Raw genomic sequence first — 23,813 nt, 5'->3', positions numbered from 1 at the left:
TTAGATGTTTGGGTGCAATTGCGCCTTGTGGCCCAGCCACTGGTCAATCGGCCGTCATGCCGACGAATTGGGACACGACCTCTGGATTTTGCAGATCTTCCGGGCTCACTTCACCGGCGATGGCGCCTTTTTGGATTGTCAGAACCCGGCCGGACAAAGCCGCGATGAATTCAAGGTTCTGTTCAACCAAAATGAGCGATAGCCCACGCGATTGCAGAACCAGAAGGGTCTCGACAATTTCTTCCAGGATTGAGGGTTGAATACCCTCGGTCGGCTCATCCAGAAGCATCAGCTTGGGCCGTGAGCACAGACAGCGTGCAAGGGCCAGAAGTTGCTGTTCACCACCAGATAACGCCCCCCCGCGGCGGTCCATCAGGCGCTGCAGACGGGGAAACAGCGAAATGACATCATCCATTAACGCGGCGTCTTCGCTGGATTGTCCCGCCATACCCATCCGTAAATTCTCATGTACGGTGAGATCTGCAAAAATTTGCCTACCTTGGGGCACTAACCCCAATCCGACCTGAGACCTTTGATGCGGCTTTAGATTTGTGACGTCTTGCCCGGCAAATTTTACCGTGCCGCCGGTTGTAGGAAGGTGCCCCATAAGCGTCTTCATCAGCGTGGTTTTGCCCATGCCGTTATGGCCCAGAACACCCAGAAATTCACCTTCTGAGACGTTCAGTGTGACCCCCATCAGGATCGGAATCCGGCCATATCCGGATCGGAGGTCGTCAACTTGCAAGATCATACTGCCAACACCTTTCCAAGATAGACGTCTTGCACACGCACGTCCTGCAGGGCGGTACGCACATCGTCTTCAATCAGGACCGCGCCCTGATGCAAAACCGTTACTGTTTTGGCGATCATTTTGATGAACTGCATGTCGTGTTCCACAACGATCAAAGCGCGTTTTCTGTTGATCTCCAGGATCAGCTCTGCCGTCCGTTCAACTTCATCGTGGGTCATTCCTGCAGCGGGTTCATCCAGCAAAATGAGATCGGGTTCGCCTGCCAACACCGTGCCAATCTCAACCCATTGCCGCTGGCCATGGGACAACTGTCCGACCTCGCGTTTGGCAATGCCCGTCAGCCGCAACTGCGTCATGATCGCTTCCGCCAGATCGCTTGAAAATATTGGTGTGTGTTTTTGGCGCGCCGCAATCCAGAGATTTTCCTTAACCGTCATCGCGTTAAACACATTGGGTACTTGTGTCTTGATACCAACGCCTAGCCGCGAAATCTGGTGGGGAAACGCACCAGAGATATCCTTGCCGCGCAGATGCACATGGCCTTCGGAGGGTCGAAGCTGTCCTGTCAGAAGTTTGAAGAATGTGGACTTGCCCGCTCCATTCGGCCCAATCAGGCAGCGCAATTCTTGTTCTTTGAGGGAGAAGTTTACATTGTTGACCGCAGTCACCCCCCCAAAGCGGATCGTAAGGTTCTTCGTTTCCAAGAGTGGGGTCTGGCTCATGGTTTGACATCCTCGATCACAGCGTCGCTTTTGTTGCGCGCCAGACGCGAAGCAACGAGATCTCGCAATGTTGGCGCAATTCCCTTTGGCACAAGCAAAACGAAACCGATCAGAACTGCGCCAAGAATAAAACTTGCATCCAATGTCTGTTGCGCACCGATTTCGGTCACCATCCATTGGACCAGTAGACAGCCGATAATCGGACCGACGAGCGTACCGCGGCCTCCAATAATGACCCAAATGATGATTTGGGCTGAGAGGCCGAGAGCAAAGATCGTCGGGCTGACGAACGCGCCCCAGTTCACATAAAGCGCCCCTGCAAACCCAGCCAAAGCTCCACCGATCATGAAAGTCAAAAGCTTGTAGATGCGTGGGTCATATCCAAGCAGTGCCGCGCGTGTTTCGTTTTCACGGATGGCGATGATCACCCGCCCGAATGTGCTAGCGATTAGAGCGCGCAGGCCCAGGTAGACCGCAATCAAGGCAAGCCCGGTGAGGATCCACGCCTGCTCGGGGCTTAGGATGTAGTTACTATTGCCGGGCATGTTGATGGTGGGCACACCCGGAATACCATTGAATCCGCCCAGTCGTGCAATGCCGATCTTGTAAAAATCGCCTGCAGTTGAATTTACAAGGTTCAGCAAAATAAGGGAAACCGTCAGGGTAATGACTCCGAGGTAAACGTCGCTGACACCTCCATAAATCATGAAGTAACCCAAGAGCGCTGCAAAGACGACCGGCACGAGGATCGCAAGCACGATTGCGGGGGTGCTGTCTCCAAAGTTGATAGCCGCGATAGCGTATGCATATGCGCCCAGCCCGAAAAATGTAGTTTGTCCAAAGCACAGGATGCCGCCATACCCCCAGATGAACCCCAAGCTGAGTGCCAGAATTGCCAGTGCCGCAAAGACGGTCAGTTGCATGATCTGAAACAGATCAACAAACAGGGGGGCGATGATCACGGCCGCTGCAGCAATAACGGACCCAATGAGAGCGATTGTCATTCCGTTCAGGTTGGGCATTAGAGGCGTCCTTTGAAAAATTTACCGGAGATACCCAGAGGCAACAAACGGATCAGAACCACAGCGGAGATAAACAGGATGACCTCACCAAAGACTGGTGTGGTAAGGAACGCTGCGATCTGGTTGATGAAGCCGAACAAGCCTGATGCACTGATCAGTCCCCAGAGGATTGAAGTGCCGCCCCCGACCACAGTGATAAAGGCTTTTGCGATGTAGGCAGCACCCATGGTCGGAACGATGCCTGCAACCGGCGCCAAAAGACCGCCAGCCAGACCGGACATTGCCGCACCGGTACCAAACGTTGCCATATATACCTTGGCCGGATTAACGCCGAGTGTCGCAGCCATTTCAGGGTTTTGCATGACGGCTCGTGCGATCAATCCGGCGCGCGTAAACCGCATAACAACCCATATAAGTATCATCAGAACGATGGCCATGACGGCAAGGAACGGAGTATAGAGGCTCGTTTGATACTGGCCGACGCTAAAGCCGCCCAAAGGCGATGCCACGCCAACAATTGTGTTCCCAAAAATCATCGTCGTCGCGCCGACAACGACCAGGCTCAGCCCCCAGGTCGCCAACATTGTGTCAACCAGCCGATCGTACAAAAACTGAATGAGACATCGTTCAACGATGACCCCAAACAGCCCGACGGCGATGGGTGAGATGACCAGCATCGCAATCCAGATGTTCACCCCGGCAGAGACAGAAAGGACAGATGTGTAAGCCCCGAGCATGAGGAATTCCCCATGCGCGAGGTTGATAATTTTCATCATTCCGAAAATCACCGCTAGGCCGGCACTGATAAGCAAGAGCGAAGCAATACCACTGATGATGTCCAGACCAACGATGATCGCGATATCCATTTTCAGATCCTTAAATATCGATTTCGTAATGAGTGGTGTCGTTGGGGTTCGCTTCAAGATCGCAAACAGCGGCTGTATCCAGTGGCTGTTGAGCCGGAAAGGTCTCCAGAACGTTCCAGGCTTTTTCTTTAACTTCTGCGAGGAAAGCATTGCGGGTCACGTGATGGGTGATCGGATCGATCAGAACGTTCCCGCTTGGCCCATTAAACGTCAGACCGGTCTCAAGGGCCTCTACAACCGGCATGCGATCAGCGGTACCGGCGAGTGCGACACCTTTGGCCCAAAGATGAACCGCTTCATAGGTCGCCGCTGCAGGCTCGCTGATATAGGGTGTCTCTTCGCCGTGCTCGGCTTTGATGGCATCTACGAAAGCTTTGCTCGCAGGGGTTTGCAGTTCCTCGAAGTAGCCATAGCTGCCCAGCACACCTTTACTTTCGGCTCCTTCAAGCGTCGCAGGTTCGTTGACCAAACCAAAGGTCGTTGATGCAATTGGAATCTCATCCTTCAAACCGGCTGCCGCCCATTGACGGTAGAATGCGGTGTGATTGCCCCCCACCATGGCCGACAGCAACATGTCCGGTTGCGCAGCTTGAATACGGGAGATTGAAGGCCCGAAGTTTGTCACATCCAACGGGAAGAAGTCAGTGGAGAGAACCTCGCCGCCATTGTCCTCGACGTATTTTCTCATCCATTTCGCAGTGATCTGACCGTAGTTGTAATCCGCCGCGATGATATAGACTTTCTTGCCCCACAGGTTCATCGCATAGGGAACTAGCTTTTCAACTGTCTGCGCGGGCGTTGTGCCAAAGTTGAATGTGTTGCGATCGCAGACACCACCTTCATAAAGCGTGTTGTAGAAATAGAGCGTGCGGAAGCGATTGAAGATCGGGCGGATGGCCTCACGCGATGCCGAGGTGATCCCACCATGGACAACATCTACCTTGTCACGAACGGCGAGTTGTTGGGCAAACTGCGAATAGAGTTGAATGGTGGACTGTGTATCGTAGTTGATCAGTTCAACCTCGCGGCCCAACAGGCCCCCGCTTTCGTTTATCTCCTTTACGGCAAGTTCGGTCGCATAGACCATTGGTTCGCCAGTCGCGGCGAGAGGGCCGGAAAGGTCATGGAGACTGCCGAGTTTAATTGGACCATCAGCGGCCCGCGCAACATTCGCGAGTAGAGCAGGAGCCGCAAGCGCGATCCCTCCCGCGGCTGAGTTCTTCATAAAGCTTCGACGTGAAATCGACATTTAATACCCCTTTCGTTGGTGAGTTTTTCTGTTGAGAGCGTTTCGACACTTCTTGGAATTCTCCCGTCGCGACGGGTGGCCCGCCAAGGTGCAAGAATTCGTTTCAATGTTTGCTGCACATCGCAAAATCGTTTGATCCCTATGCTCGGTTTGCATTGGCGAACTGCGTACCGGTACCGGTGCCTGGCCGGGCAAAAGAAAGCCCCAAAAGTGTCACCACGAAGAAGCAAAATGGCGTTGAAAAACTAAGCGATCGGTGATTTTGATGCTCAAAAAATGACATCATGATCCATTTACAGGTTGGCGGCGGCAGTAAATTTGAAACGCTCTTATGCTTGCTTCAGGGCTGTCTTCATTGAATTTAAGAAGATTTTTCTGAACCGCGCTTGTTCCTGACTGCCAAAAGATGTGCTCAAACGGCCAAGCTCGCGTGGCGGTAGAGATCCCATAAAAAGAACTCGATTCTTGCGTGAAAACCGAATGGCCTCTTTTCTTGTTTACGAGCTGAGAGACTGGTTTGGAGAATGTTATGCTAAGTGCAAGGAACGCTTCTGTTCACAAGATGGGCCCCGGATTTGAAAGTTGGCACCAATCAACCTGCCGGGACTTTTCAACGACAGAATGTGAGAGCATTAACAATCCGGAGTTCAGAGGCACGGTGCACTCGTGGAAGTCTGGATCAATCGGACTCGGAGACATTACCGCAAACTCACGAGACTCTGACATGCCACTCATCCGGCGGGCATCAGACATCAGCAGAGACCCGCGGGATCACATCATGATCTGCACAGTCAAGCACGGAAGCATCGAATTGACGCAATCGGACAGGCGCGTGAGGATAGAGCAGGGAGATCTGGCGCTCTATGACCAGAGCAAATCCTTCAGGATGAATTTCGTAGGAAATGTGCGCGGCCTTGTCGCTGCCGTTCCAAGATCACACGCCACCAGCCGTCTCAGTCGGTTTAACAAGCTGACCGCGCGAAAAGTGACGGTGAACTCTCAAGCAGGCAAGTTCACCCGATCGATATTGGACCAGCTACTACCTGATTACGGGGCCCTCGAAAGTAGACTATCAAAGAACGTCGAAGCCTCCGCTTTGGATCTGATCTTCGGAAGCATAGATCATTTTTTCTCTTCTGACGACTTTGCGGAGAAAGCTCACAAGGAAAAACAACTGGATGAAATCCAGAAATTCATGAAGAAAAATCTTGCAGATGCAGACCTGAACATTGACCTGATTTGTGCAAGCCATGGGATATCGGCTCGCTCACTTAACCGCCTGTTTAGTGCAGAAGGCACCACCCCAATGCGTTGGCTGTGGCAAACCCGTTTGGAAGGCGCTCATAGAGAGATCTTGAGGAATCGTCACACCTCGATCACAAATATCGCATTTGATTTCGGTTTTTCTGATCCGTCTCATTTTAGCAAGGCATTCAAGCGCACCTTCGGCGTCGCGCCAAGCTCACTCTGAACGGCATTGTCAGGTTGTTGAAATTGGCTCGTTTCAAGCGGACCAACAGCTTCCGCAACGAGTTCGAAAGCAATATCTCGAAGGATCGACACAATGCCCATCTACGCCGCAAGGCTTACACCGCGATCGCGGCCAAGATGGCGCGCACCGTACACGCCGTGGTCAAACACGGCGAACCCTATCGCCCCTTCTTTGAAGGGGTGAGCCCTGGCGGAAGGATCTCTCTCTGTAGCAGCCGTGGAGGCAGTTCGCTAACCTCGTAGATAACGTTAGGGCCTTCTGCTTGGGATTTGGGATTTCGTATTGAGGACGGTGAGGGCCACCATTGCGCGGACCCTGTGTTTGCGATGGAAGAGATCATTTCTTGACGGCAGAGCCCGTCTCGGCAAAAGTAACAGGGCATCCGGTCCGATAACGGGCCAGAGTTCATTGCGGCGCATCTGCAGAACTGGTTGAGAAAGGTCGGCATCCAGCCGATGCAAATCTACCCGGGCAGCCCTTGGGAGAACGGATACAACGAGCGCTTCAACGGAACCTAAAGACGAGGGGTGCTGAACGCCGAGTGGTTCCACAGCATGAAACAGGCCCAGGTCGCCATCAATGTGTGGCTCACGCAATACAACCGAGTCAGACCTCATCACGCATTAAACTGTCTGTCGTCTGCGCTCGTGCCAGCTAACTCTAGGAGGAGCGAGTACCAGCACTTTCCTTTTGTTCTGACGCCAGTAACTTTGCCAGAACCGTACTTAAAGTCGTATCGACCACCTCTCCTACCGCACTCAAAGTCCTACCGGCCGACCCGTTTACTCGTTAGACATTAGCGTTTCTGCATACCGCGGAATGTCGGACCGCGAGATACCGATCTGGGCAAGCTGTTGATCGTTCATGCTCGAGAGCGCTGAAATCATCCGGGCCTTTTGAAGCGTTTTCATAGTTGAGCGAATGTTTGACAAAGCCCTGCGTCCAAACTTCGCCAGCGCGGAACGGATGCCGGAAGCCTTTCCGAACACCGGAATCACACTGGTGGAGACACGATGACTTGTTGCTCTTGCCGGTTGCGAACTAACAGTCATACGCTGCCTCCATCGCCAAGCTTTTGATGCTGCTACGCGGAATTCCCAGATCCCTGAGGCTGCGGTCGGGCAGCACCGAGAGTTCGCGATACGTCCTGCGATAGACTTTGCGCCTTACAAGCCCCATTCGCATTTGCTCGCGCGTGTGATGAAAAAATGTGCAGCCGGCCTCCAGAATGACGGCCAGCGAACTTTGCGATCGGATAATTGCCATTGTTGCACCTCGTCTCTTGCTGCGATGCAGAAATTACGCTGCACTGCAGAAGTAGCCGTGCCTGGTAGCGTTCGCAATTTCTCAAGTTAGAACAGGACCCGTGCCAATTTGGAACAGTCGGATCATGTGACATGGACATTTCTGCGCAAATGTTGATCTTTGCGACCGTCGTCGAGCAGGGAAGTATCTCTGCTGCGGCTCGGTCCATGGGGCAAACCCCGTCAGCGGTTAGCAAGCAGATCGCGCTGCTTGAGGACCATGTTCACCACCGCCTTCTCCATCGAACCAGGACTGGTGTTTCACCGACGCAGGAAGGCCAGGAATTCTATCAGAAATGCAAAGCGATGGCCGAGAAATTCAAAGAGGCCGAAGCGCTTATTTCAATTCTGGATGGCATACCACGTGGCAAACTGAAAATCGCGTCGACCGTGGCGTTCGGGAAATCGATGCTGATCCCGGCGCTCCCGAAATTCATGGAGGAAAACCCGGAGGTCCAAGTCTCACTGGACCTCTCAGACCGAGAAGTTGAATTGCAAAGCGAGGGCCTTGATGCCGCCATATGCTTTTCCGAGCAGTGCAAGGAACCCGATATCATTTCCCGTCGCATCATGAAGAGCCGTCGGGTTTTGTGCGCTTCGCCTGCTTATTTAGAACGCCGCGGAACGCCGCAAGATTTTGCTGAATTGGCGCAGCATAATTGTCTTAGGCTCGCTGGAAAGAGTGAGCGGAACTCCTGGTTCGGTATTAAACCTGACAACGAACACGGTTTTGAAACGCAAGGGAACTTTGAAGGAAACAGTACTGACGTCATTTATCGCGCCGCGCTCGCTGGCGTCGGAATCGCACGTCTGCCCTGCTACATAGCGGAAAAGAAATTTAGGTCTAATGAGTTGGTTCATGTCATGCCGGAATACGCGCCGCCGAGCACCGACATCGTCGTGATGTTTGCTGACAAGCGCAATCTCGCGCCGAAAACCCGCGCCTTCATCGACTTCCTGGTGATGGAATTTCGGGATGTTCCGAAACTATTTGATGACAGGGCGGGTGTTGCTCCGTCCCCCCAAAAAGCGTCATGAAGCAGTGAAAAGCAACAGAACTGACATCTCCGCAACTTAGGTGCCCCTTGTTTCCTAGGGTCAGGATGCATTGATTTTCAAAGCGCTGCATGATTCACGTTCGAAATACGGAGCGGTGATATGAGCGACCTTTTCTGGCTGACTGACGAGCAGATGGCCAAACTTTCCCCTTTCATCCCGCGGTCGCATGGCAAGCCACGGGTCGATGACAAGAGGGTGCTGAGCGGGATTATCTTCATCAATCGCAATGAGTTGCGGTGGCGTGACGCTCCCAAGGAATGTGGACCACACAAGACACTTTATAGCCGGTGGAGGCGTTGGAGTGAGAAAGGTATCTTCGCTCGTATGATGGCCGGCTTGGCAGCCGAACACGGCGAGGAAAAGACCGTGATGATCGACGCGACCTAACTGAAAGCACATCGTACCGCGACCAGCATGGCCGCGAAAAAGGGGGGCGTGGCCGCCTAATTGGCCGAACCAAGGGCGGCATGAATACCAAACTGCATGCTATCTGTGACAGCCAAGGGCGACCGATCAGCCTTTTTGTCGCCGCTGGCCAAGTCAGTGACTATATCGGTGCGCGAGCGCTACTGAGCAGTATTCCAGATGTCGACTGGCTGCTCGGGGATCGCGGCTATGATGCAGACTGGTTCCGGGACGCGCTGAAAGACAAAGGAATAAGCGCCTGCATCCCAGGTCGAAAGCAACGCAAGACAACCGTGAATTATGACAAGTGCCGATACAAACGGCGCATCCGTATTGAGATCATGTTTGGTAGGCTCAAGGACTGGAGGCGCGTAGCGACACGTTATGATCGCTGTCCCAAAGTCTTCCTGTCCGCAATCGCACTCGCAGCAACCGTCATTTATTGGTTATGAATCCTGACCCCAAGGCTTAAGTTGGCCTAGGGGGCTGGTTAACGCTCGGTCCTGTCTTTGTAAGTATTTTAGGAAAGAAACAGAAGGTGGACGTCGGGCGGTTAAAGGGCGGTCTAACTGACCTAGCTGAGGCTGGTGCGAATTTGTCTGACAGCGCCCACCTGCGCATCAACGATTATTGTCAAGACACGATTGCATCGGTCACTAGACGGTCCAGGAAGCACTCTGTTGCCCTAATGTGCGTGCTGCGGCTTCGCGTGAAGAGCACGGTTTTCAACACGGCGCGGGCATGGGCTAGTGGTCGCGACACAAGCGTGCCTTCTGCGACCTCGACACTCACGGCGTATTCCGGCAGGATCGTCACACCGCCCGTGGCCTGCACATAGCGCTTCGCGATCTCAATGTGGTTGACATCCAACGCCACATTTTTTGCGACCTCACTCTTTGCGAACATTTTATCCACTACCAGCCGGGTTGTGAAACCATCGTCGAGGAGCGTCAGAGGCTCTGATGCCAGCGCGGTCAGTGGGATTGCGCGCTCGGCCACCAGCGGATGGTCCGGACGCATGGCAACGAGCAGGGGCGTATCGAAGCTTTTGCGGATGTCGATGCCCGACCATTCTTCATCCCAAACCACGATGCCAAAGTCGAGCCGGTCCGCCATAACAAGCTCATAGGCCGAGTTTGACCCCAGAATGCGTCCTTCGAACTGAACGCTGGGATGGCGCTCGCGGAAAGAACTCATCGCGGGAATAAGCCAGGACGCAAGGACACCTTCGATGGCCGCAAATCGGATCGTTCCGGTGACGAGATCGTGCAGAGCATTTATCTCGGCCTCCGCCAGTTCGATCTCTCGGGCTGTGCGCTGCAGGTGATGGGCGACGATGCGCCCCTCTGGCGTGAGTACCATGCCCGAGGCGAAGCGCTCGAACAGGGGATGCCCGAACTGATGCTCCAAAATCTGGATCTGCCGCGAAATGGCCGAGGCCGCCACGTTAAGCGCTTGCGAACTGGCACGGATCGAGCCGGTTTCGGCCACGGAGAGGAGATAGCGATGGGCGGTGCTCAGCATGGCGTGGCCTCCGATGTTCGAATTCAGGCAACACTGTATTCGAAGATTGGAAATATGCACGAACACCTACGTTGAGTAAACCAGCGCATCAATATCGAGAGGATAGAAAGATGCTGCTGCTACGACGCCTGATCGGTGTGACCTTACTAGTTTGTCTGGTGATTGTCGCCTTACCCTATCTCGGCTTTTTTGCCGATCCGACCTTTATTGGACCCTTCCCGAAACCGCTCGCCATTGTGCTGGGCGCCAACGTGGTTCTGACGCTCTGCGTGATTGCCCTGTACCCCTTATGCTTCCGCCCTTTGCAGCGCAAGCTCGATGCCAACCCCGTCGAGGAGGTCTGAGACGATGACTGCGCTTCCCACACTTCTGATACTTGCCGGTATTGTCGGCATCCTCTTGTCCATTGCCTACCTCGCGGCCCGGAACTCCGGTGGCAGCCAAACCACTGAAGACTTCGTCGTCGGCGGCCGAGCGATCGGCACCACTGTTTTGCTGCTTTCCATGGGCGCGACTTACTTTTCGACCTGGACGTTGCTCGGCTCGTTTGGTGCCTACTTTCGAGAAGGCATCTGGTTTGCGGGCTTTGCCGTTTGGACCATCTTCCACGGCGTTTTTGTTTGGCTCTTCGGCACCCGCATCTGGCTGGCCGGTAAACGGTTTGGCTTCATCACACCCGGTCAGATGATCGAACACTACTACGACAGCAAACGGCTGCGCCTGCTGTCGGCGCTTGTCGGGATCACGGCTCTTGTGCCGGTAATGCTGATCCAGGTCAGCGGAGGTGCGCGTGCCCTTGAAACACTGACCGAAGGCGCCGTGCCATATGCACTGGGTGTCACTATCGCCTCGCTCATGGTTGGCGCAATTGTGCTCTGGGCCGGTTTCCGCGGGACGGCGTGGTCGGACATGTTCCTGGGCACTTTTTTTGCCGCGATCATGATCTTCACCGCGCTTTACGTCCTTGACCTTGTCGGCGGTCTTGCTCTCTTTGCCCGCGTCGCTGAGATCAACCCCGATCTTGTGACCAACCCGGGCAAGCCAACGAACATGCTCGAGCTTTTCCTCGGCCTTGGCTTCGGCGCTTGGGTGCTCCCGCATATGTGGCAGAAGTTCTATTCGGCCAAATCTGCCGAAACTCTGGGCAAAGTGGCCGTGGCTACGCCGTTCTGGAACTCGTGGATGATGGCGATCATTCCGCTGATCATCGGCCTCGCCGCCGTCATCCCGGGCGTGGCGCCCGGTGTCTCACGCGAGAGCTCGGATACGATCCTGCCGCAAATCTTTGCCGAACACGCGCCTGTGCTCGCAGCTTTCGTGGTGGCGGGAATACTTGCTGCTGCCATCTCAACGATCAACAGCCAATTGCTCTCGTCTGCGAGTCTTGTGGCTGAAGACATTTGGGGCGGGGTGCGGGGCCGCAAGCTCAGCGATCAAGAAAGCACGCGCGTGACCCGTCTTGTCGTTGCTGGTCTGACCTTGCTGGTCTTTGTGCTGGCGCTGACGCCGGGTGGCGCCGGTCATCTCGTGCCCGTGGCGGCGCTGGGCTTTGGCCTTGGTCTGCAGCTCGTGCCTTCGGCGTTGGGTATTCTGTACTTCCGTCGCATTACCGAGATGGGAGCCTTTGCCGGGCTTCTGGCCGGGGTTATCAGCCTGCTGATCGTCAAGTTCGGCGGCTTCACCATCGGGCTGGGCGCAGGCACGACCGGCATCGTGGCCAACATAGCTGTGACCGCACTTGTGAGCCTTGTCACTCGGCCGGTCTCCGACGCCTCGATCGAAAACTACCATGGCATGTTCGCCCGCTACATGGGGGCCGATACCAAATCTCAGGATGCAGCCGCTGTCGACGCACCCGCAACCGCTGAGGCCGTTTGATGAAAGATACTGTCAAAGCCGCCGTCGTCCAGGACAGCTCTGTTCCCTTTGACGCTGCGGCCACCACTGAAAAAGCGTGCCGCCTCATTCGTGAGGCGGGCGCAGTTGGCGCCGAAATCGTCGTGTTCCCAGAGGCCTTTCTCGGCACCTATCCCAAGGGGCTGAACTTTGACGTCTCGGTCGGCAACCGCCAACCCCTGGGCCGGGACGAGTACCGCCGCTACTACGACGGGGCCGTCACGCTGAATGGGCCGGAACTGGCCGCCATCACTGAAACTGCCCGCGAGACCAATACCTTTGTGGTGATGGGTATCATCGAGCAGGAGGGCGGCACGCTGTATTGCACGGTGGTCTATATCGACCCGCGCGCCGGGATCAGCGGCAAGCACCGCAAACTTCAACCGACCGGAGCCGAGCGCCTGATCTGGGGTTTTGGCGACGGCTCAACCTTGGGCGCCGTCGAGAGCGAGTTGGGCACCATCGGCTCGGTGATCTGCTGGGAGAACTACATGCCGGCCACGCGCATGGCGATGTATGCCCAGGGTGTCGAGATCTACTGTGCGCCAACTGCTGACGACCGCGACACGTTCATTGCCACGATGCGCCATGTCGCTATGGAAGGGCGATGCTATGTGCTCAGCTCCTGCCAGTACATTACGCTCGGTGAGTACGGGCCGGGCTATCGCAGCCAGTTGGGCGCGGACCCGGAAGACGTGTTGATGCGTGGCGGCAGCATGATCGTGGGACCTTTGGGCGAAGTGCTGGCGGGGCCTGTGTTCAACGAGGCCACGATCCTCTATGCAGAACTTGATCGTTTGACGCTGACCCGCAGCAAGCTGGATTTCGACCCGGTCGGACACTACGCCCGCCCGGATGTGTTCTCGCTGCACGTCGATGACAGCGCCAAACGCCCGGTTATCTTTGGTAAGATGCGCAGCAACGCCGAGGGTGCACCGCGTCAGGTTGGCTCACAGAGCTTGACCCAACAGAATCTTCTGAAAGCATAAAAGGCCGGGCCGTGGAGGATTTTTCCACGGCTCGAAAACTGTTAATGGCATCGAATGGCGGAAAACGAAAAGGTAAGAGCCTCAATGCCTGGTGCGATTATCCCTATGTTCAGGTAGATCACGCGCAGGCAAGCCCCCTGCATGGGCTCACGCTTGCGGTAAAAGACGTTGCTCCAGTCGCCGGTTATTCGCTTGACGCGGACGCAAAGTAAGATTTTCCGTAAGATGAACCGCCCCTTCCACGGCCGTTACTCAGTCCGGAGGAAAGGCGACGTCTCTTCATATGACCACGTGTAACGAGAGGCTTGCGGGAAGATGATGGTACGCTCTACATCAAACTGCAGGACCCGACCCGTTTCCAAATCAGGCGCATCCCAATAAACTCGCGCCGTCGCCTGCAGCCGGACAGTCGTCCGCGTCCCAAAACCTATGAAAAAAAGCGAGATGCGCGGGTCCTGCAAAAAAAAATTTGCCAATCGTATTGAAATTCCGGTTCCCCGGGAAATCAGAAATGTTCAGACTGCTCCCCTGAACACCAACAAAACCGGGAGTGCCGCCGCGATGTGGTATGTCCATGCCGCCAGTCTCCTGCAAAGAGTGAGACCGGCTTCAGCCACCGCTTGTCTGACATCAGCGCCTACCGGACAAATTTAGGGGTTTGAGTAACGGAGGATTTCTGGTTCATCGAAGCCACTATGGAGCGAATGTGATTAATCAATCCGGTCCGTTGTGTGATGAGCCGGTCGCGTGTTCGGTGCAGCATCTGCAAATCCTGTTGCTCCGTCGTCTTCACCGGGACAAATCGCATGGTCGGGCGCAGTGCGGCCTCATAGATCGCCTCGGAATCAACAGCGTCGTTCTTAGAGCCTTTGACAAACGGCATGACGAACCGCGGATGAATGAGGCGCACGGAATACCCCAGGGCCTGAAACCGTCGGCCCCAATGATGAGCGCTGGCGCAAGCCTCCATGGCGATGGTATCCGGGGAAAGTTCCTGAACGGCGGCTTCGAGTTTTGATCTGGTCACCTTCTTCGAGATCACCTCGCCCTCATTGGTGATCCCATGGATGTGAAACGACTGTTTGCCCAAATCAATCGCAAGTAACTGCATTTGTGAACTCCTTCTGCTTGCTACGGTTGCCGAAAACTATCGGCTCGGATGCAAGGGGCGTCCACTCCATAAGATGAGACAGAAACCCGGAACCAAGCAGAGCCACGGCGAAAAGGTCGTCAAGGGCATCCATGGGGCATACCTGTGAGAAACTACATCACAGCAGTGACTCGCAGATCGAATACTCACAAGGAAGATGGGGCCAGAACACCGCTTACACCGAAGTGCGAAGGTTGTGCATTTTTGAAAGTTCCGTTGGCGGGAATGAAGACCATGGCCGTCGGTTTATTTAGTGGTCAGGATTCTCTGTTCCTACAACGAGCTCAAACCAAGTCGAACAACGTCATCAGCCCGAGTAAGCTTGAAAAAGGGAGCAAAGTCGAGCAGCTTGATCAAGCGACAACTTCACTTGGGTAAAATCGAACTAGGGGTAGAAACTATAGCAATGAGACGCATTTCAGTCCTCACCACCTGTGCCACTATCAGTCTTGCCTCCTTCGCCCAAGCCGAGGTGCTGATGGTGTCCGATTGCGATGGCCTTCGGGGCATCGGCGTCATGGCCTATGCCGTCACCAAGGGTATGAGTGTCGAGGCCTCTACTGAACTTAGCGAAGTCTGCTGGAACCAGGACACTGCAACCTTCACCAGCCAGGAAATCTCACGCGATCTGGAACTGACCCAGGACCGGGGCGACCTCAAGATGTACCAGCGCCTGAACGGCGGGTCGGTCTCTCCGCTGAATGAACAATTTCAGGTCGGCCCCTGGGAAGGCCACGGCGGCGGCACGATGCCCCATTTCCGCTGGACCACTGAATCCAGTCGCAGTTCCGAGGAGATAAATGGCGCCGACTTTGTCACCACCGAAGGCTTCCTTCTGACCGAGGCGGGCCACACGCCAAAGCCAGCAATCGCAGAATATCCGCTTGACATGGTGCTCACAGCCAAGGCAGGTAGCTTGAGCGGCATGGTCTACAACATTTTCTTACCCATGCAGGCGACCCTCAACTTGGACGGCGACACTTTCACCTTCGATCTCACCACGTATCAACAGGGCATGGGGCCAGGAAACGTCACGCTGGACATGACCTTAAACGAGAGTGAATTTGGCTATGACGGTGGCGGTGTGATCACCATGGAAAACGCCCTTATGGCTGGCGGGGCCGATATGTTCTGGAAAACAATTGAGCTCCGGCTGGAAGAGTTTGCGCCCCAGTTCTCTGGAAATGAAATCGCCGTTGTCGCAAATTTCGTAGGCGAGGCGGTCACATTCGGCGGAGAAAGCCAAGTGGTTAAATTCTCGCTGATAGGCACGGGGGTTGCAAATTAAACGATCCCATACTTCTCCTGAAATTCTCGCACTCTCGCCATGCGATCCTGTCTTTACCAACAAACGTGAATCTTCGGTTTGCAAAAACCTTCTGAGAGGGGCGTACCGGCCCTGAGCCGTCTTTCATCGTCAGGATGTAATGCCGCGCTGCGGCCCGTAATAGCGGAAGTTGGTCCGCATTGCAGCATTCATTTCTCGACGGTCGGGATAGCTGACCTGACTCCGGCTGGACCGCGAATTTTGAACAGCTACAATACCTCAGAGCATCGGCAGTCGCCGCCCTATGTTGCGGCTGGACCGCGAATTTTGAACAGCTACAATACGCGCGGTCGAGCTGTTGCCAGCCACCCGGTTGCGGCTGGACCGCGAATTTTGAACAGCTACAATCGGTCCCAAAACGCAGCCATGCCCCCCGCCAGTTGCGGCTGGACCGCGAATTTTGAACAGCTACAATTGTTGTACCTGGCGGCAGGCTCGCACACCAGTTGCGGCTGGACCGCGAATTTTGAACAGCTACAATTCCCGACAATCACGGGCAGCATGACGGAGTTGCGGCTGGACCGCGAATTTTGAACAGCTACAATCGCGCGCACGCGAGGCGAATGTGCCGTTGTGTTGCGGCTGGACCGCGAATTTTGAACAGCTACAATTGCATCGCGGAGGGCGCGGAGCTTCACCGTGTTGCGGCTGGACCGCGAATTTTGAACAGCTACAATAGCGTATCGCGCTTGTAGGTGAGACCTACAGTTGCGGCTGGACCGCGAATTTTGAACAGCTACAATGTATATCGACCCGAGGATGCCGTTTTCAACGTTGCGGCTGGACCGCGAATTTTGAACAGCTACAATGAGCCGGAAGGATATCGAGGGAACGCCAGGTTGCGGCTGGACCGCGAATTTTGAACAGCTACAATCGTGAGGATGCGGATATGGACGGTGCTCCTGTTGCGGCTGGACCGCGAATTTTGAACAGCTACAATTCCGGTGCGCCACTGGCGACCCTTCCTGTTGTTGCGGCTGGACCGCGAATTTTGAACAGCTACAATCCCCATGCCCCACGCCTCGACGTATTGCACGTTGCGGCTGGACCGCGAATTTTGAACAGCTACAATAGACATCTGCTGCGACATGACCGGGATGGAGTTGCGGCTGGACCGCGAATTTTGAACAGCTACAATGCGGCGCAGAATACGCGCGACCGCCGCCGAGTTGCGGCTGGACCGCGAATTTTGAACAGCTACAATGCCGGAGCGCCCGTGACGGCAAACAAGGGTGTTGCGGCTGGACCGCGAATTTTGAACAGCTACAATACTTCGGGTCACTACTGATTTCATCCAAAGTTGCGGCTGGACCGCGAATTTTGAACAGCTACAATATGCACACCCAAGCACTCAAAGTGTTCGACGTTGCGGCTGGACCGCGAATTTTGAACAGCTACAATTAATGATAGCATGATATCAATACTTGAGGAGTTGCGGCTGGACCGCGAATTTTGAACAGCTACAATAAGCGCTTTAGAAGGCTTGTTGTGATCGGGTTGCGGCTGGACCGCGAATTTTGAACAGCTACAATGCGGGGAATGGTCATCAACGGCCAGTTCTAGTTGCGGCTGGACCGCGAATTTTGAACAGCTACAATTCATCGCAGCGACACCGGTAACTTGCCCTCGTTGCGGCTGGACCGCGAATTTTGAACAGCTACAATCACCTACGCGATCAACACAAGGGCCGGTGAGTTGCGGCTGGACCGCGAATTTTGAACAGCTACAATCGTAGTTGGGGCCTCTTGGGGTTCTGCGAAGTTGCGGCTGGACCGCGAATTTTGAACAGCTACAATCTCTTGGCCTCGTATGCGCGGCCCTTATCGTTGCGGCTGGACCGCGAATTTTGAACAGCTACAATGGCTTTCTGCGTAGAGGGTGAACCTCTCTTGTTGCGGCTGGACCGCGAATTTTGAACAGCTACAATGCAGTAACGCGGGAGGCGCGGGGTTCCTTGTTGCGGCTGGACCGCGAATTTTGAACAGCTACAATAACACCTCACACCACTTGATGTAGCGATCTGTTGCGGCTGGACCGCGAATTTTGAACAGCTACAATTTTTTGCCCGTGGCAACGCTGCCGAGGGTGTTGCGGCTGGACCGCGAATTTTGAACAGCTACAATCCCGGTAGTAACTGCAGCGGCCTCAAGCCAGTTGCGGCTGGACCGCGAATTTTGAACAGCTACAATCATCGGCGGGCAGTGTGGACATCAACAACCGTTGCGGCTGGACCGCGAATTTTGAACAGCTACAATCTGACAAGAGACAATTCATTAAGAACTTCAGTTGCGGCTGGACCGCGAATTTTGAACAGCTACAATGATAGAGGCGGCGGTAAGTAAATGCGCCAAGTTGCGGCTGGACCGCGAATTTTGAACAGCTACAATTGTCCAGAAATTGTTGGTCTTGCCATTTATGTTGCGGCTGGACCGCGAATTTTGAACAGCTACAATATATACGCCGGCAATCAAGCCGCCCATCATGTTGCGGCTGGACCGCGAATTTTGAACAGCTACAATAAGAGGAATTGATTTCTCTGGTTTAGCTGAGTTGCGGCTGGACCGCGAATTTTGAACAGCTACAATTGATCGCCTTGATGCTTATATGTGGGCGTGTTGCGGCTGGACCGCGAATTTTGAACAGCTACAATTTCCGGTGGCAATGACAGCGCCGCCGTTGAGTTGCGGCTGGACCGCGAATTTTGAACAGCTACAATTTTGCGCCACTACATGCTCAAGCGTGTGCGTTGCGGCTGGACCGCGAATTTTGAACAGCTACAATCAGCACCACCCCACAAACGGGCCTTGGTCTGTTGCGGCTGGACCGCGAATTTTGAACAGCTACAATGTCTGCACCGGAGTTGCCACTCTCAAAGATGTTGCGGCTGGACCGCGAATTTTGAACAGCTACAATGAATACGCCCGGCGAAAATACATCCCCATCGTTGCGGCTGGACCGCGAATTTTGAACAGCTACAATCGCGGCAACATTGGATCCGGTGAAATACTCGTTGCGGCTGGACCGCGAATTTTGAACAGCTACAATTGGATTGGACTTGCGCCACGCCGCAGCCTTGTTGCGGCTGGACCGCGAATTTTGAACAGCTACAATTGTGGCCGCTACAATCGCCGGATAGGCCCGGTTGCGGCTGGACCGCGAATTTTGAACAGCTACAATGGTTCCTCACATAAGCTCCTGTAAACACAGGAGCTTATGTGAGGTGAATTCCCATATTCTATCGCGAATCGCATCAAAACATCACCAGCTGTTGCGGATTCTCCCGGGCCTTTCTACGCCCTTGATCCGAGAAGTGAACAATATCACGATATTGACGGTCGGTGAAGTTAAGTATCTGAACGTCACCCGAATCAGGTAGATGACGTTCGATGCGGTTTACTCGGGTGGTAAATGCCTCTTTGCCATTGACGAAACGAGCGTAGACAGAAAACTGGCTTCGCTCGAAACCCTCATCCAGCAGAAAGTTACGAAAGTCAGTCGCCGCTTTGCGCTGAGGCTTTGTGTCGGTCGGCAGATCGAACATCACTAATATCCACATCAGACGGTATCCTGATAAAAACGTAACATCGGCAGTCATGAGCCCAACCCTGCAAGCGTCAGCGGATCGGGCGGATTCGGAAGCGCCAGATCAAGTTTCCCTGCCTCGAAGCTCTGTCCCAGCGAAGTGGCCAGCTTTGTCAGCGCCACTGACACTGGTGTTATTCCTTCACCCAGAGGCAAGTCGGTGGCTATTAACCGAGCCAGCGCCTGTTTGGCATCTGTATCCACCTGGCTACCGCGGCTGTGGGTGATGGATCGTACAGCGCAATCCACCAGCGGCCGGAAGGGTTCCATCAGATCATCGGCTAGGGCGAATGCGTTGCCACGATTTGAATGGTGCAGCCCGATCGTAGGGTGCAAACCTGCTGCGACTACGGCCCGAGCTGTCGCCGCCCGAAGGACGGTATAGCCATAGTTCAACAGAGCATTTTCATCGCCACCTCCTACGTCACGACGAAAATCAAGACCCATCATCCGAGGCCAATAATAGCGCGCGGCTTGTGCTTCGACGTTGCCTGCGTCGCCCGACGTAATTTTCCGCTGCATCATGTGCAGCGGCGCGGGCGCTTCGCCGATGGCATCCAGCGCAGCGGCCTGCATCTGCACCTTTCTGGTGACGACCTGTTTCCAGGCCTGCTTAATCAACGAGGTTTTGGCCTGCCACTGCGCCCGCATTCGCGCGCCCTGTGCATGGTGGCCGGCGATTGGCATCAGAACGGATTTAGGGGCATGGTTAGCCGCACACAGAACCACAGGCGCGCCCCGGTCAGCCAGTTCTGTGAGCAAGGATGTAGACCAGGTCGTGCCATGGGCGTGCACGATAACCCCGGCGATCTGGTCGAGCGGCGTGCGACCAATTTCTGTGCCGTCTTCGGTTACTTTCAAAAAGCCGCGGTCACGCGATAGGTGGCGACCGTCCGTCGCAATGTCTATAATCTGGTCCACACAGTACCCCTCGCGCCCCCACGCGAATCGTTAACGTACTGATTGTATTGCGAAACTCAGATTTTTCAAAATTCACACCTAATTTGAAGCGCCGGGATCACGTAGCCGCCCCATCTCATCGACGTAAATGCGGCGGGCCTTGGCCTTGACTAGAGGGCCGGCGCCAATCTGGATAAACCTAAATGGATCGTTCTTGTCGCGGTTGCGCGCGTCTGCGTTTGCCTCGGTATGCGGCGCAATAAACAGGCCGTTTGCAACGTGCATAGATTGGACGTAACCGATGACAATTTCACCGTCTCTTTCCAAAATGACCATGTCTCGTTTGAACACACGCAGGAGCCGTTTCGCTGCGGGATGCGGCTTCTTCTCTAAAGATGACTGATGCGCCTCAAACGTGGTCACAACTTGTGCTTTTATCTTGCCATCGGGCAGCCGCCAGATCTCATAATATTGATTGCTGTCCCCCTTATAGGCTTTGAACGGCTTGCCGGACTTGTCGCTGATTTCGATCCGTGCGCTTTCCTGCAAGGTTTCCTCAAGGCGCACACGCCGCAGTCCGAAATACGGGTTGTCAGTATTGTCCGGTAGCATGGGTGCATTGGCGAACGCGGCCAATGCCTGTTCAAACGCCTTCCCGTCCAATCCACGGGTGACGCGTGCCAGATGTTTTTGCAGGTCGGTGTCGCGGATGTTCGCCCCGCGAGATGTGATGGCGATTTCGTTGGGTTTCAGTGACAAGAGTGGCTTTCGACTGACAACTTTGTCACCGCTGGCCAGGCCATAAGCTGTATCATTGTGCAACTGCCCTGATGTGCTGTCGCGCCCGCGCTTGCGGGCAGCAGTATCATTCCGCCCGTGATCGGCACGGTGGCTGACGACTATCCGGTTCAGTTGTGCGGCGATGTCTTTGCGAAACTCCTCCCACGGCGGCGGGACCGACCTGACCACCTGCTCGGCGCCGTTGACCTCGTCCTTCTTCGCCATATCGGAGATCTGTTTGATCAGGCTGCGATCGGTCGCAGCAACGACCGCTGCGTCGATGGCATGATGGCGATGGTCGGTGCGGTTTTTAGCCTTGACAGTCTTGCTGTCGCTGTCTGTCAGCGCGGTGATACCATTCAGGCCCCAGTGACGGCGCAGCATCTCGGTCAGGCGTCCCGGCACGACCCAGACGTGGCTCTTGCCATCCTGGCCGTCATAAAGTGCCTCCAGATAGCTGCGCGCAATACGCGAAAGATATTGCGTGTCTTTCAGCGCCCGCGCGGAAAAGTCATTTTCCCCCTCGAATCTCTCAATGGCATCGGGAGCGAAGCGCCACGCCTTGTTGGCAGGCAGGTTCTTTAGGTTGGCAGCGATGATGTCCCATCGCGGGGTATCGCCCCAGACTTCCCACGGGGTTTTGTTCGTTTTCTGGCGGTTGGCTTCTTTCAGGCAGAGGGTGCGATTGGCGAAACCGTCATCGAGTGTGCGCGAATAGGGCAGGATGTGATCCACGTCGCAGGATCCATCAAAAAGCATTCCTGCACTGATCCGCTTGCCGGTATATGGGCAATTCCGTGTCATAACGTCATGCCCGAGGTCTTCCCACAAGCGCAGCACCATTCGGTTCGCGCCATTATTGGGAAGCCCCATCTCCTCCAGCTTCTTGCCGCGCTCAATTGCTGCATCCGTGTTCTTTTTGATGTCGCGTTGCACCTCCCGCTTCTGGTCCTCCGACAGCTTCAGATCACGGGCCAGTTCCACGACAATCTGATCGGGCTTGCCGTAAACGGTGATAATCTTGTTTACCAATCGGCGCAGTTGGTTCAGCCCAATGTGCACGGTCGGATTGGTGATGCGGCCATATCGCGTGATCTCGTCGTCATTTTCATTGTAGCTGCCTGGGATCACGTGGCGGTCAAGGAACTGGCCGTAATAGGGCAGTGCTGTCAGCACCTCGCCTGTACGACCATCAGAATGATGCCAGCCGCAGGCCGCGACAGCGGCACTATAGGGGATCACGTCGTTCTCCAGCGCCGCCAAAATCCGCGTCGACGCTGTCAGGCCCAACCGCCCATAGCCCTCAGGCAAAGGAGCATTGGCGGCACCCTCTGCGTTCGCAGACTCCAAACCGTGGTGTGACATCAGCCACTGAACCAGGCTGGCATGCTCAGCGTCACTTTGAACAGCACGTATGCGCTTTATCACATCCCACTGCGCATCGGCGCTCAATGCAGACCACCGCGCCCCAAATCGGCCCGGGTGCGACAGGCTGGCGCGCACGGGATCACATGCGATTCCATCGCGGTTCGCGGTTTCCAGGGTAAAAGACTGACCCGCGCGCAGCTTGATCACTTTGCCCAAGGCCTTGAGCTTCATCATCATACCGGACAAGGACTTTGTATGGGCCTTATTGTCCAGCGCATGTACGATGCGGTCACGTTCTTCAAGCGTCAGATCGCGCGCAGGCTCGCCCGGGGCCACCACTTTCAGGCTGTTGACGGTCTCCAGCAAGACCCGCCTTTGGTTCAGCGGATGCGCGCTTGGGATCCGGCGCTCATCCGTAAACAGGCACAGACCCACCTTGGGGGATTTCAGCGGACGCTGGTGAAAGATGATCGTTGCGATCTCATCACGCAGATCCTCTGTCAGTATCTCAGGATAATGACTCGCCTGCGCCTTCCAAAGCCTGCTGAACTCCTCTGACAGATGGCGTCGGTCAGGATAGAAATCATACCCGGCTTCTTCTTTTTCAGCGTGATCGCGTCGAGCAACCGAAAGCCGTGTCCGCACACTTGGCACCTGCCTTGGATCCGGTGCTGCCGAGCGCCGCATATGCAAAAATTCTCCATAGGTGCGCGCAGTCTTGGTAGCCATTTCTTCATCAAGACGTTTCGTGGCGTCCTTGATCTTACCGCTTTCGTTATCACCACGGTCGGTCTTGCGGTTCGATTTGAAACCTCGCCGCTGGTTTAGGTGGAACAGGGCTCGCCCAAAATGGGTCAGAGGCAAAGCCTCGTCCAATCCCTTCGCACGCAACTCATAAGGGTCAAGCAACTCGAGCATCTTGGCCTCATCGGGATCGGCAGGCATCAAACCAACCTCGGCCATCTGCTTCATCAATGCCGTCTTGCGCCGCAGAAACCGGTCGCGTCTGCGCCGCTGGGCCCGGGCCGCACGACGATCCACCGCTAGCGATGCGCCGGATTTGGGGTCACGGCCGTCCGAGAAAATGCGCACGCCGCCATCAATTACCGATTTAATTGCATCATCCTCGGTGGCATAAAGCCACCAGCCAATTGAATTCGTACCGATATCGAGCCCAAGACGCATAACTATTCTCCTCGTCATACACAAATAGTTGCATTGGGATACGGGACCCTCAACCCCAAAAACCGCTTGACGTCTACACTAGAAAGAGATCAGACTTTTATTGTTCAAAATTCGCGGTCGAGCCGTTAACAAGCATTCGATTGCACCACATTGAAACGCAGGCCACGGCCTGCGTTTTACATTTTACGGGATTCCGATGTGGAGCCGAACGGCCGCTCTTAGAGTGTTCTTGGTTTGAAATG

General features: G+C 55.0%; 18 protein-coding genes, 2 pseudogenes and 1 CRISPR repeat array. Of the genes and pseudogenes, 8 read left to right on the top strand and 12 right to left on the bottom strand.

Annotation, left to right across the window (positions count from 1 at the left end):
* Nucleotides 1-43 precede the first annotated feature (43 nt).
* From AAFO92_RS15825 to AAFO92_RS15805, 5 genes are read right to left on the bottom strand one after another with little or no spacing between them, the layout of a single operon-like run.
* Nucleotides 44-751, bottom strand: coding sequence for an ABC transporter ATP-binding protein (locus AAFO92_RS15825; protein WP_347536677.1), 708 nt, complete (start codon nt 749-751; stop codon nt 44-46).
* Complete coding sequence (locus AAFO92_RS15820; RefSeq protein WP_347536676.1) at nt 748-1,473, bottom strand: ATP-binding cassette domain-containing protein; 726 nt, start codon at nt 1,471-1,473, stop codon at nt 748-750. Before AAFO92_RS15820 ends, AAFO92_RS15825 begins: the two co-directional genes overlap by 4 nt.
* A complete protein-coding gene (locus tag AAFO92_RS15815) occupies nt 1,470-2,495 on the bottom strand; it encodes a branched-chain amino acid ABC transporter permease (protein ID WP_347536674.1) in 1,026 nt (341 codons plus the stop codon). Before AAFO92_RS15815 ends, AAFO92_RS15820 begins: the two co-directional genes overlap by 4 nt.
* Nucleotides 2,495-3,361, bottom strand: coding sequence for a branched-chain amino acid ABC transporter permease (locus AAFO92_RS15810; protein WP_347536672.1), 867 nt, complete (start codon nt 3,359-3,361; stop codon nt 2,495-2,497). The genes AAFO92_RS15815 and AAFO92_RS15810 overlap by 1 nt, the downstream gene beginning before the upstream one ends.
* 10 nt (nt 3,362-3,371) lie before the next feature.
* On the bottom strand, nt 3,372-4,610 hold the full coding sequence (locus AAFO92_RS15805) for an ABC transporter substrate-binding protein (protein WP_347536670.1): 1,239 nt from the start codon (nt 4,608-4,610) through the stop codon (nt 3,372-3,374).
* A 529-nt stretch (nt 4,611-5,139) separates the two neighbouring features.
* On the opposite strand from AAFO92_RS15805, the gene AAFO92_RS15800 reads away from it, so the two are divergent.
* Nucleotides 5,140-6,081, top strand: a complete 942-nt coding sequence (locus AAFO92_RS15800; protein WP_347536669.1) for a helix-turn-helix domain-containing protein — start codon at nt 5,140-5,142, stop codon at nt 6,079-6,081.
* Nucleotides 6,082-6,101: 20 nt separating this feature from the next.
* Nucleotides 6,102-6,344 (top strand): annotated as a pseudogene (locus AAFO92_RS15795) (IS110 family transposase); the annotation flags it as partial.
* 799 nt (nt 6,345-7,143) lie between these two features.
* On the opposite strand, the gene AAFO92_RS15790 reads toward AAFO92_RS15795, so the two are convergent.
* Nucleotides 7,144-7,281: a DUF1127 domain-containing protein gene (locus tag AAFO92_RS15790; RefSeq protein ID WP_347536862.1), complete on the bottom strand. Its 138-nt coding sequence runs from the start codon at nt 7,279-7,281 to the stop codon at nt 7,144-7,146.
* A gap of 218 nt (nt 7,282-7,499) precedes the next feature.
* On the opposite strand from AAFO92_RS15790, the gene AAFO92_RS15785 reads away from it, so the two are divergent.
* Both AAFO92_RS15785 and AAFO92_RS15780 read left to right on the top strand, forming a co-directional pair.
* Nucleotides 7,500-8,444, top strand: coding sequence for a LysR family transcriptional regulator (locus AAFO92_RS15785; RefSeq protein ID WP_347536667.1), 945 nt, complete (start codon nt 7,500-7,502; stop codon nt 8,442-8,444).
* 120 nt (nt 8,445-8,564) lie between these two features.
* Nucleotides 8,565-9,322: pseudogene (locus tag AAFO92_RS15780) on the top strand (IS5 family transposase).
* Nucleotides 9,323-9,503: 181 nt separating this feature from the next.
* Here the strand turns inward: AAFO92_RS15780 and AAFO92_RS15775 are convergent.
* Nucleotides 9,504-10,394, bottom strand: a complete 891-nt coding sequence (locus AAFO92_RS15775) for a LysR family transcriptional regulator (RefSeq protein WP_347536665.1) — start codon at nt 10,392-10,394, stop codon at nt 9,504-9,506.
* A 110-nt stretch (nt 10,395-10,504) separates the two neighbouring features.
* Here AAFO92_RS15775 and AAFO92_RS15770 point away from each other — a divergent pair, with 110 nt between their 5' ends.
* The 3 genes from AAFO92_RS15770 to AAFO92_RS15760 are packed head-to-tail and all read left to right on the top strand — an operon-like array spanning nt 10,505 to nt 13,279.
* Complete coding sequence (locus tag AAFO92_RS15770; RefSeq protein ID WP_347536663.1) at nt 10,505-10,738, top strand: hypothetical protein; 234 nt, start codon at nt 10,505-10,507, stop codon at nt 10,736-10,738.
* A 4-nt stretch (nt 10,739-10,742) separates the two neighbouring features.
* Nucleotides 10,743-12,272 (top strand): sodium:solute symporter family protein, encoded by a 1,530-nt coding sequence (locus AAFO92_RS15765; RefSeq protein ID WP_347536661.1) that lies wholly within the window; start codon nt 10,743-10,745, stop codon nt 12,270-12,272.
* Nucleotides 12,272-13,279, top strand: a complete 1,008-nt coding sequence (locus AAFO92_RS15760) for a carbon-nitrogen hydrolase family protein (RefSeq protein ID WP_347536659.1) — start codon at nt 12,272-12,274, stop codon at nt 13,277-13,279. The genes AAFO92_RS15765 and AAFO92_RS15760 overlap by 1 nt, the downstream gene beginning before the upstream one ends.
* Nucleotides 13,280-13,642: 363 nt before the next feature.
* Here the strand turns inward: AAFO92_RS15760 and AAFO92_RS15755 are convergent, their stop codons facing one another.
* Both AAFO92_RS15755 and AAFO92_RS15750 read right to left on the bottom strand, forming a co-directional pair.
* The gene (locus AAFO92_RS15755; RefSeq protein WP_347536657.1) at nt 13,643-13,855 is read right to left on the bottom strand and encodes a hypothetical protein; all 213 of its coding nucleotides are present in this window, start codon (nt 13,853-13,855) and stop codon (nt 13,643-13,645) included.
* 61 nt (nt 13,856-13,916) lie between these two features.
* Nucleotides 13,917-14,390 carry an IS110 family transposase gene (locus AAFO92_RS15750; protein WP_347536655.1) on the bottom strand — a complete coding sequence of 158 codons (474 nt, stop codon included), beginning with the start codon at nt 14,388-14,390 and terminating at the stop codon, nt 13,917-13,919.
* Between the two features lie 445 nt (nt 14,391-14,835).
* Between AAFO92_RS15750 and AAFO92_RS15745 the strand changes: the two genes are divergently transcribed.
* A complete protein-coding gene (locus AAFO92_RS15745) occupies nt 14,836-15,717 on the top strand; it encodes a hypothetical protein (protein ID WP_347536653.1) in 882 nt (293 codons plus the stop codon).
* 219 nt (nt 15,718-15,936) lie between these two features.
* Nucleotides 15,937-18,936: direct repeats of the CRISPR family, unit length 36 nt; unit sequence GTTGCGGCTGGACCGCGAATTTTGAACAGCTACAAT.
* Between the two features lie 70 nt (nt 18,937-19,006).
* Here the strand turns inward: AAFO92_RS15745 and cas2 are convergent.
* The 3 genes from cas2 to cas9 all read right to left on the bottom strand — a co-directional run bounded on the left by cas2 (nt 19,007) and on the right by cas9 (nt 23,571).
* Entirely contained in the window at nt 19,007-19,351 is a 345-nt protein-coding gene (gene cas2 / locus AAFO92_RS15740) for a CRISPR-associated endonuclease Cas2 (protein ID WP_347536651.1), read from the bottom strand.
* On the bottom strand, nt 19,348-20,259 hold the full coding sequence (gene cas1, locus AAFO92_RS15735) for a type II CRISPR-associated endonuclease Cas1 (RefSeq protein WP_347536649.1): 912 nt from the start codon (nt 20,257-20,259) through the stop codon (nt 19,348-19,350). Before cas1 ends, cas2 begins: the two co-directional genes overlap by 4 nt.
* A gap of 78 nt (nt 20,260-20,337) precedes the next feature.
* Nucleotides 20,338-23,571, bottom strand: a complete 3,234-nt coding sequence (gene cas9, locus AAFO92_RS15730) for a type II CRISPR RNA-guided endonuclease Cas9 (RefSeq protein WP_347536648.1) — start codon at nt 23,569-23,571, stop codon at nt 20,338-20,340.
* Nucleotides 23,572-23,813: the final 242 nt, after the last annotated feature.

This window comes from Roseovarius sp. CAU 1744 (assembly GCF_039839345.1).
GTDB lineage: Bacteria > Pseudomonadota > Alphaproteobacteria > Rhodobacterales > Rhodobacteraceae > Roseovarius.
Note: the sequence above shows the minus strand (reverse complement) of the source record. Positions and strands in the feature narration are given on the sequence as shown.

Coding starts and splice junctions, on each gene's coding strand:
- AAFO92_RS15775 (WP_347536665.1), bottom strand. CDS start 10,394: ATGCTGAGCACCGCCCATCGCTATCTCCTCTCCGTGGCCGAAACCGGC.
- cas9 (WP_347536648.1), bottom strand. CDS start 23,571: ATGCGTCTTGGGCTCGATATCGGTACGAATTCAATTGGCTGGTGGCTT.
- AAFO92_RS15805 (WP_347536670.1), bottom strand. CDS start 4,610: ATGTCGATTTCACGTCGAAGCTTTATGAAGAACTCAGCCGCGGGAGGG.
- AAFO92_RS15790 (WP_347536862.1), bottom strand. CDS start 7,281: ATGGGGCTTGTAAGGCGCAAAGTCTATCGCAGGACGTATCGCGAACTC.
- AAFO92_RS15825 (WP_347536677.1), bottom strand. CDS start 751: ATGATCTTGCAAGTTGACGACCTCCGATCCGGATATGGCCGGATTCCG.
- AAFO92_RS15750 (WP_347536655.1), bottom strand. CDS start 14,390: ATGCAGTTACTTGCGATTGATTTGGGCAAACAGTCGTTTCACATCCAT.
- AAFO92_RS15820 (WP_347536676.1), bottom strand. CDS start 1,473: ATGAGCCAGACCCCACTCTTGGAAACGAAGAACCTTACGATCCGCTTT.
- AAFO92_RS15760 (WP_347536659.1), top strand. CDS start 12,272: ATGAAAGATACTGTCAAAGCCGCCGTCGTCCAGGACAGCTCTGTTCCC.
- AAFO92_RS15800 (WP_347536669.1), top strand. CDS start 5,140: ATGCTAAGTGCAAGGAACGCTTCTGTTCACAAGATGGGCCCCGGATTT.
- AAFO92_RS15755 (WP_347536657.1), bottom strand. CDS start 13,855: ATGGACATACCACATCGCGGCGGCACTCCCGGTTTTGTTGGTGTTCAG.
- AAFO92_RS15765 (WP_347536661.1), top strand. CDS start 10,743: ATGACTGCGCTTCCCACACTTCTGATACTTGCCGGTATTGTCGGCATC.
- AAFO92_RS15810 (WP_347536672.1), bottom strand. CDS start 3,361: ATGGATATCGCGATCATCGTTGGTCTGGACATCATCAGTGGTATTGCT.
- cas2 (WP_347536651.1), bottom strand. CDS start 19,351: ATGACTGCCGATGTTACGTTTTTATCAGGATACCGTCTGATGTGGATA.
- AAFO92_RS15770 (WP_347536663.1), top strand. CDS start 10,505: ATGCTGCTGCTACGACGCCTGATCGGTGTGACCTTACTAGTTTGTCTG.
- AAFO92_RS15745 (WP_347536653.1), top strand. CDS start 14,836: ATGAGACGCATTTCAGTCCTCACCACCTGTGCCACTATCAGTCTTGCC.
- AAFO92_RS15815 (WP_347536674.1), bottom strand. CDS start 2,495: ATGCCCAACCTGAACGGAATGACAATCGCTCTCATTGGGTCCGTTATT.
- AAFO92_RS15785 (WP_347536667.1), top strand. CDS start 7,500: ATGGACATTTCTGCGCAAATGTTGATCTTTGCGACCGTCGTCGAGCAG.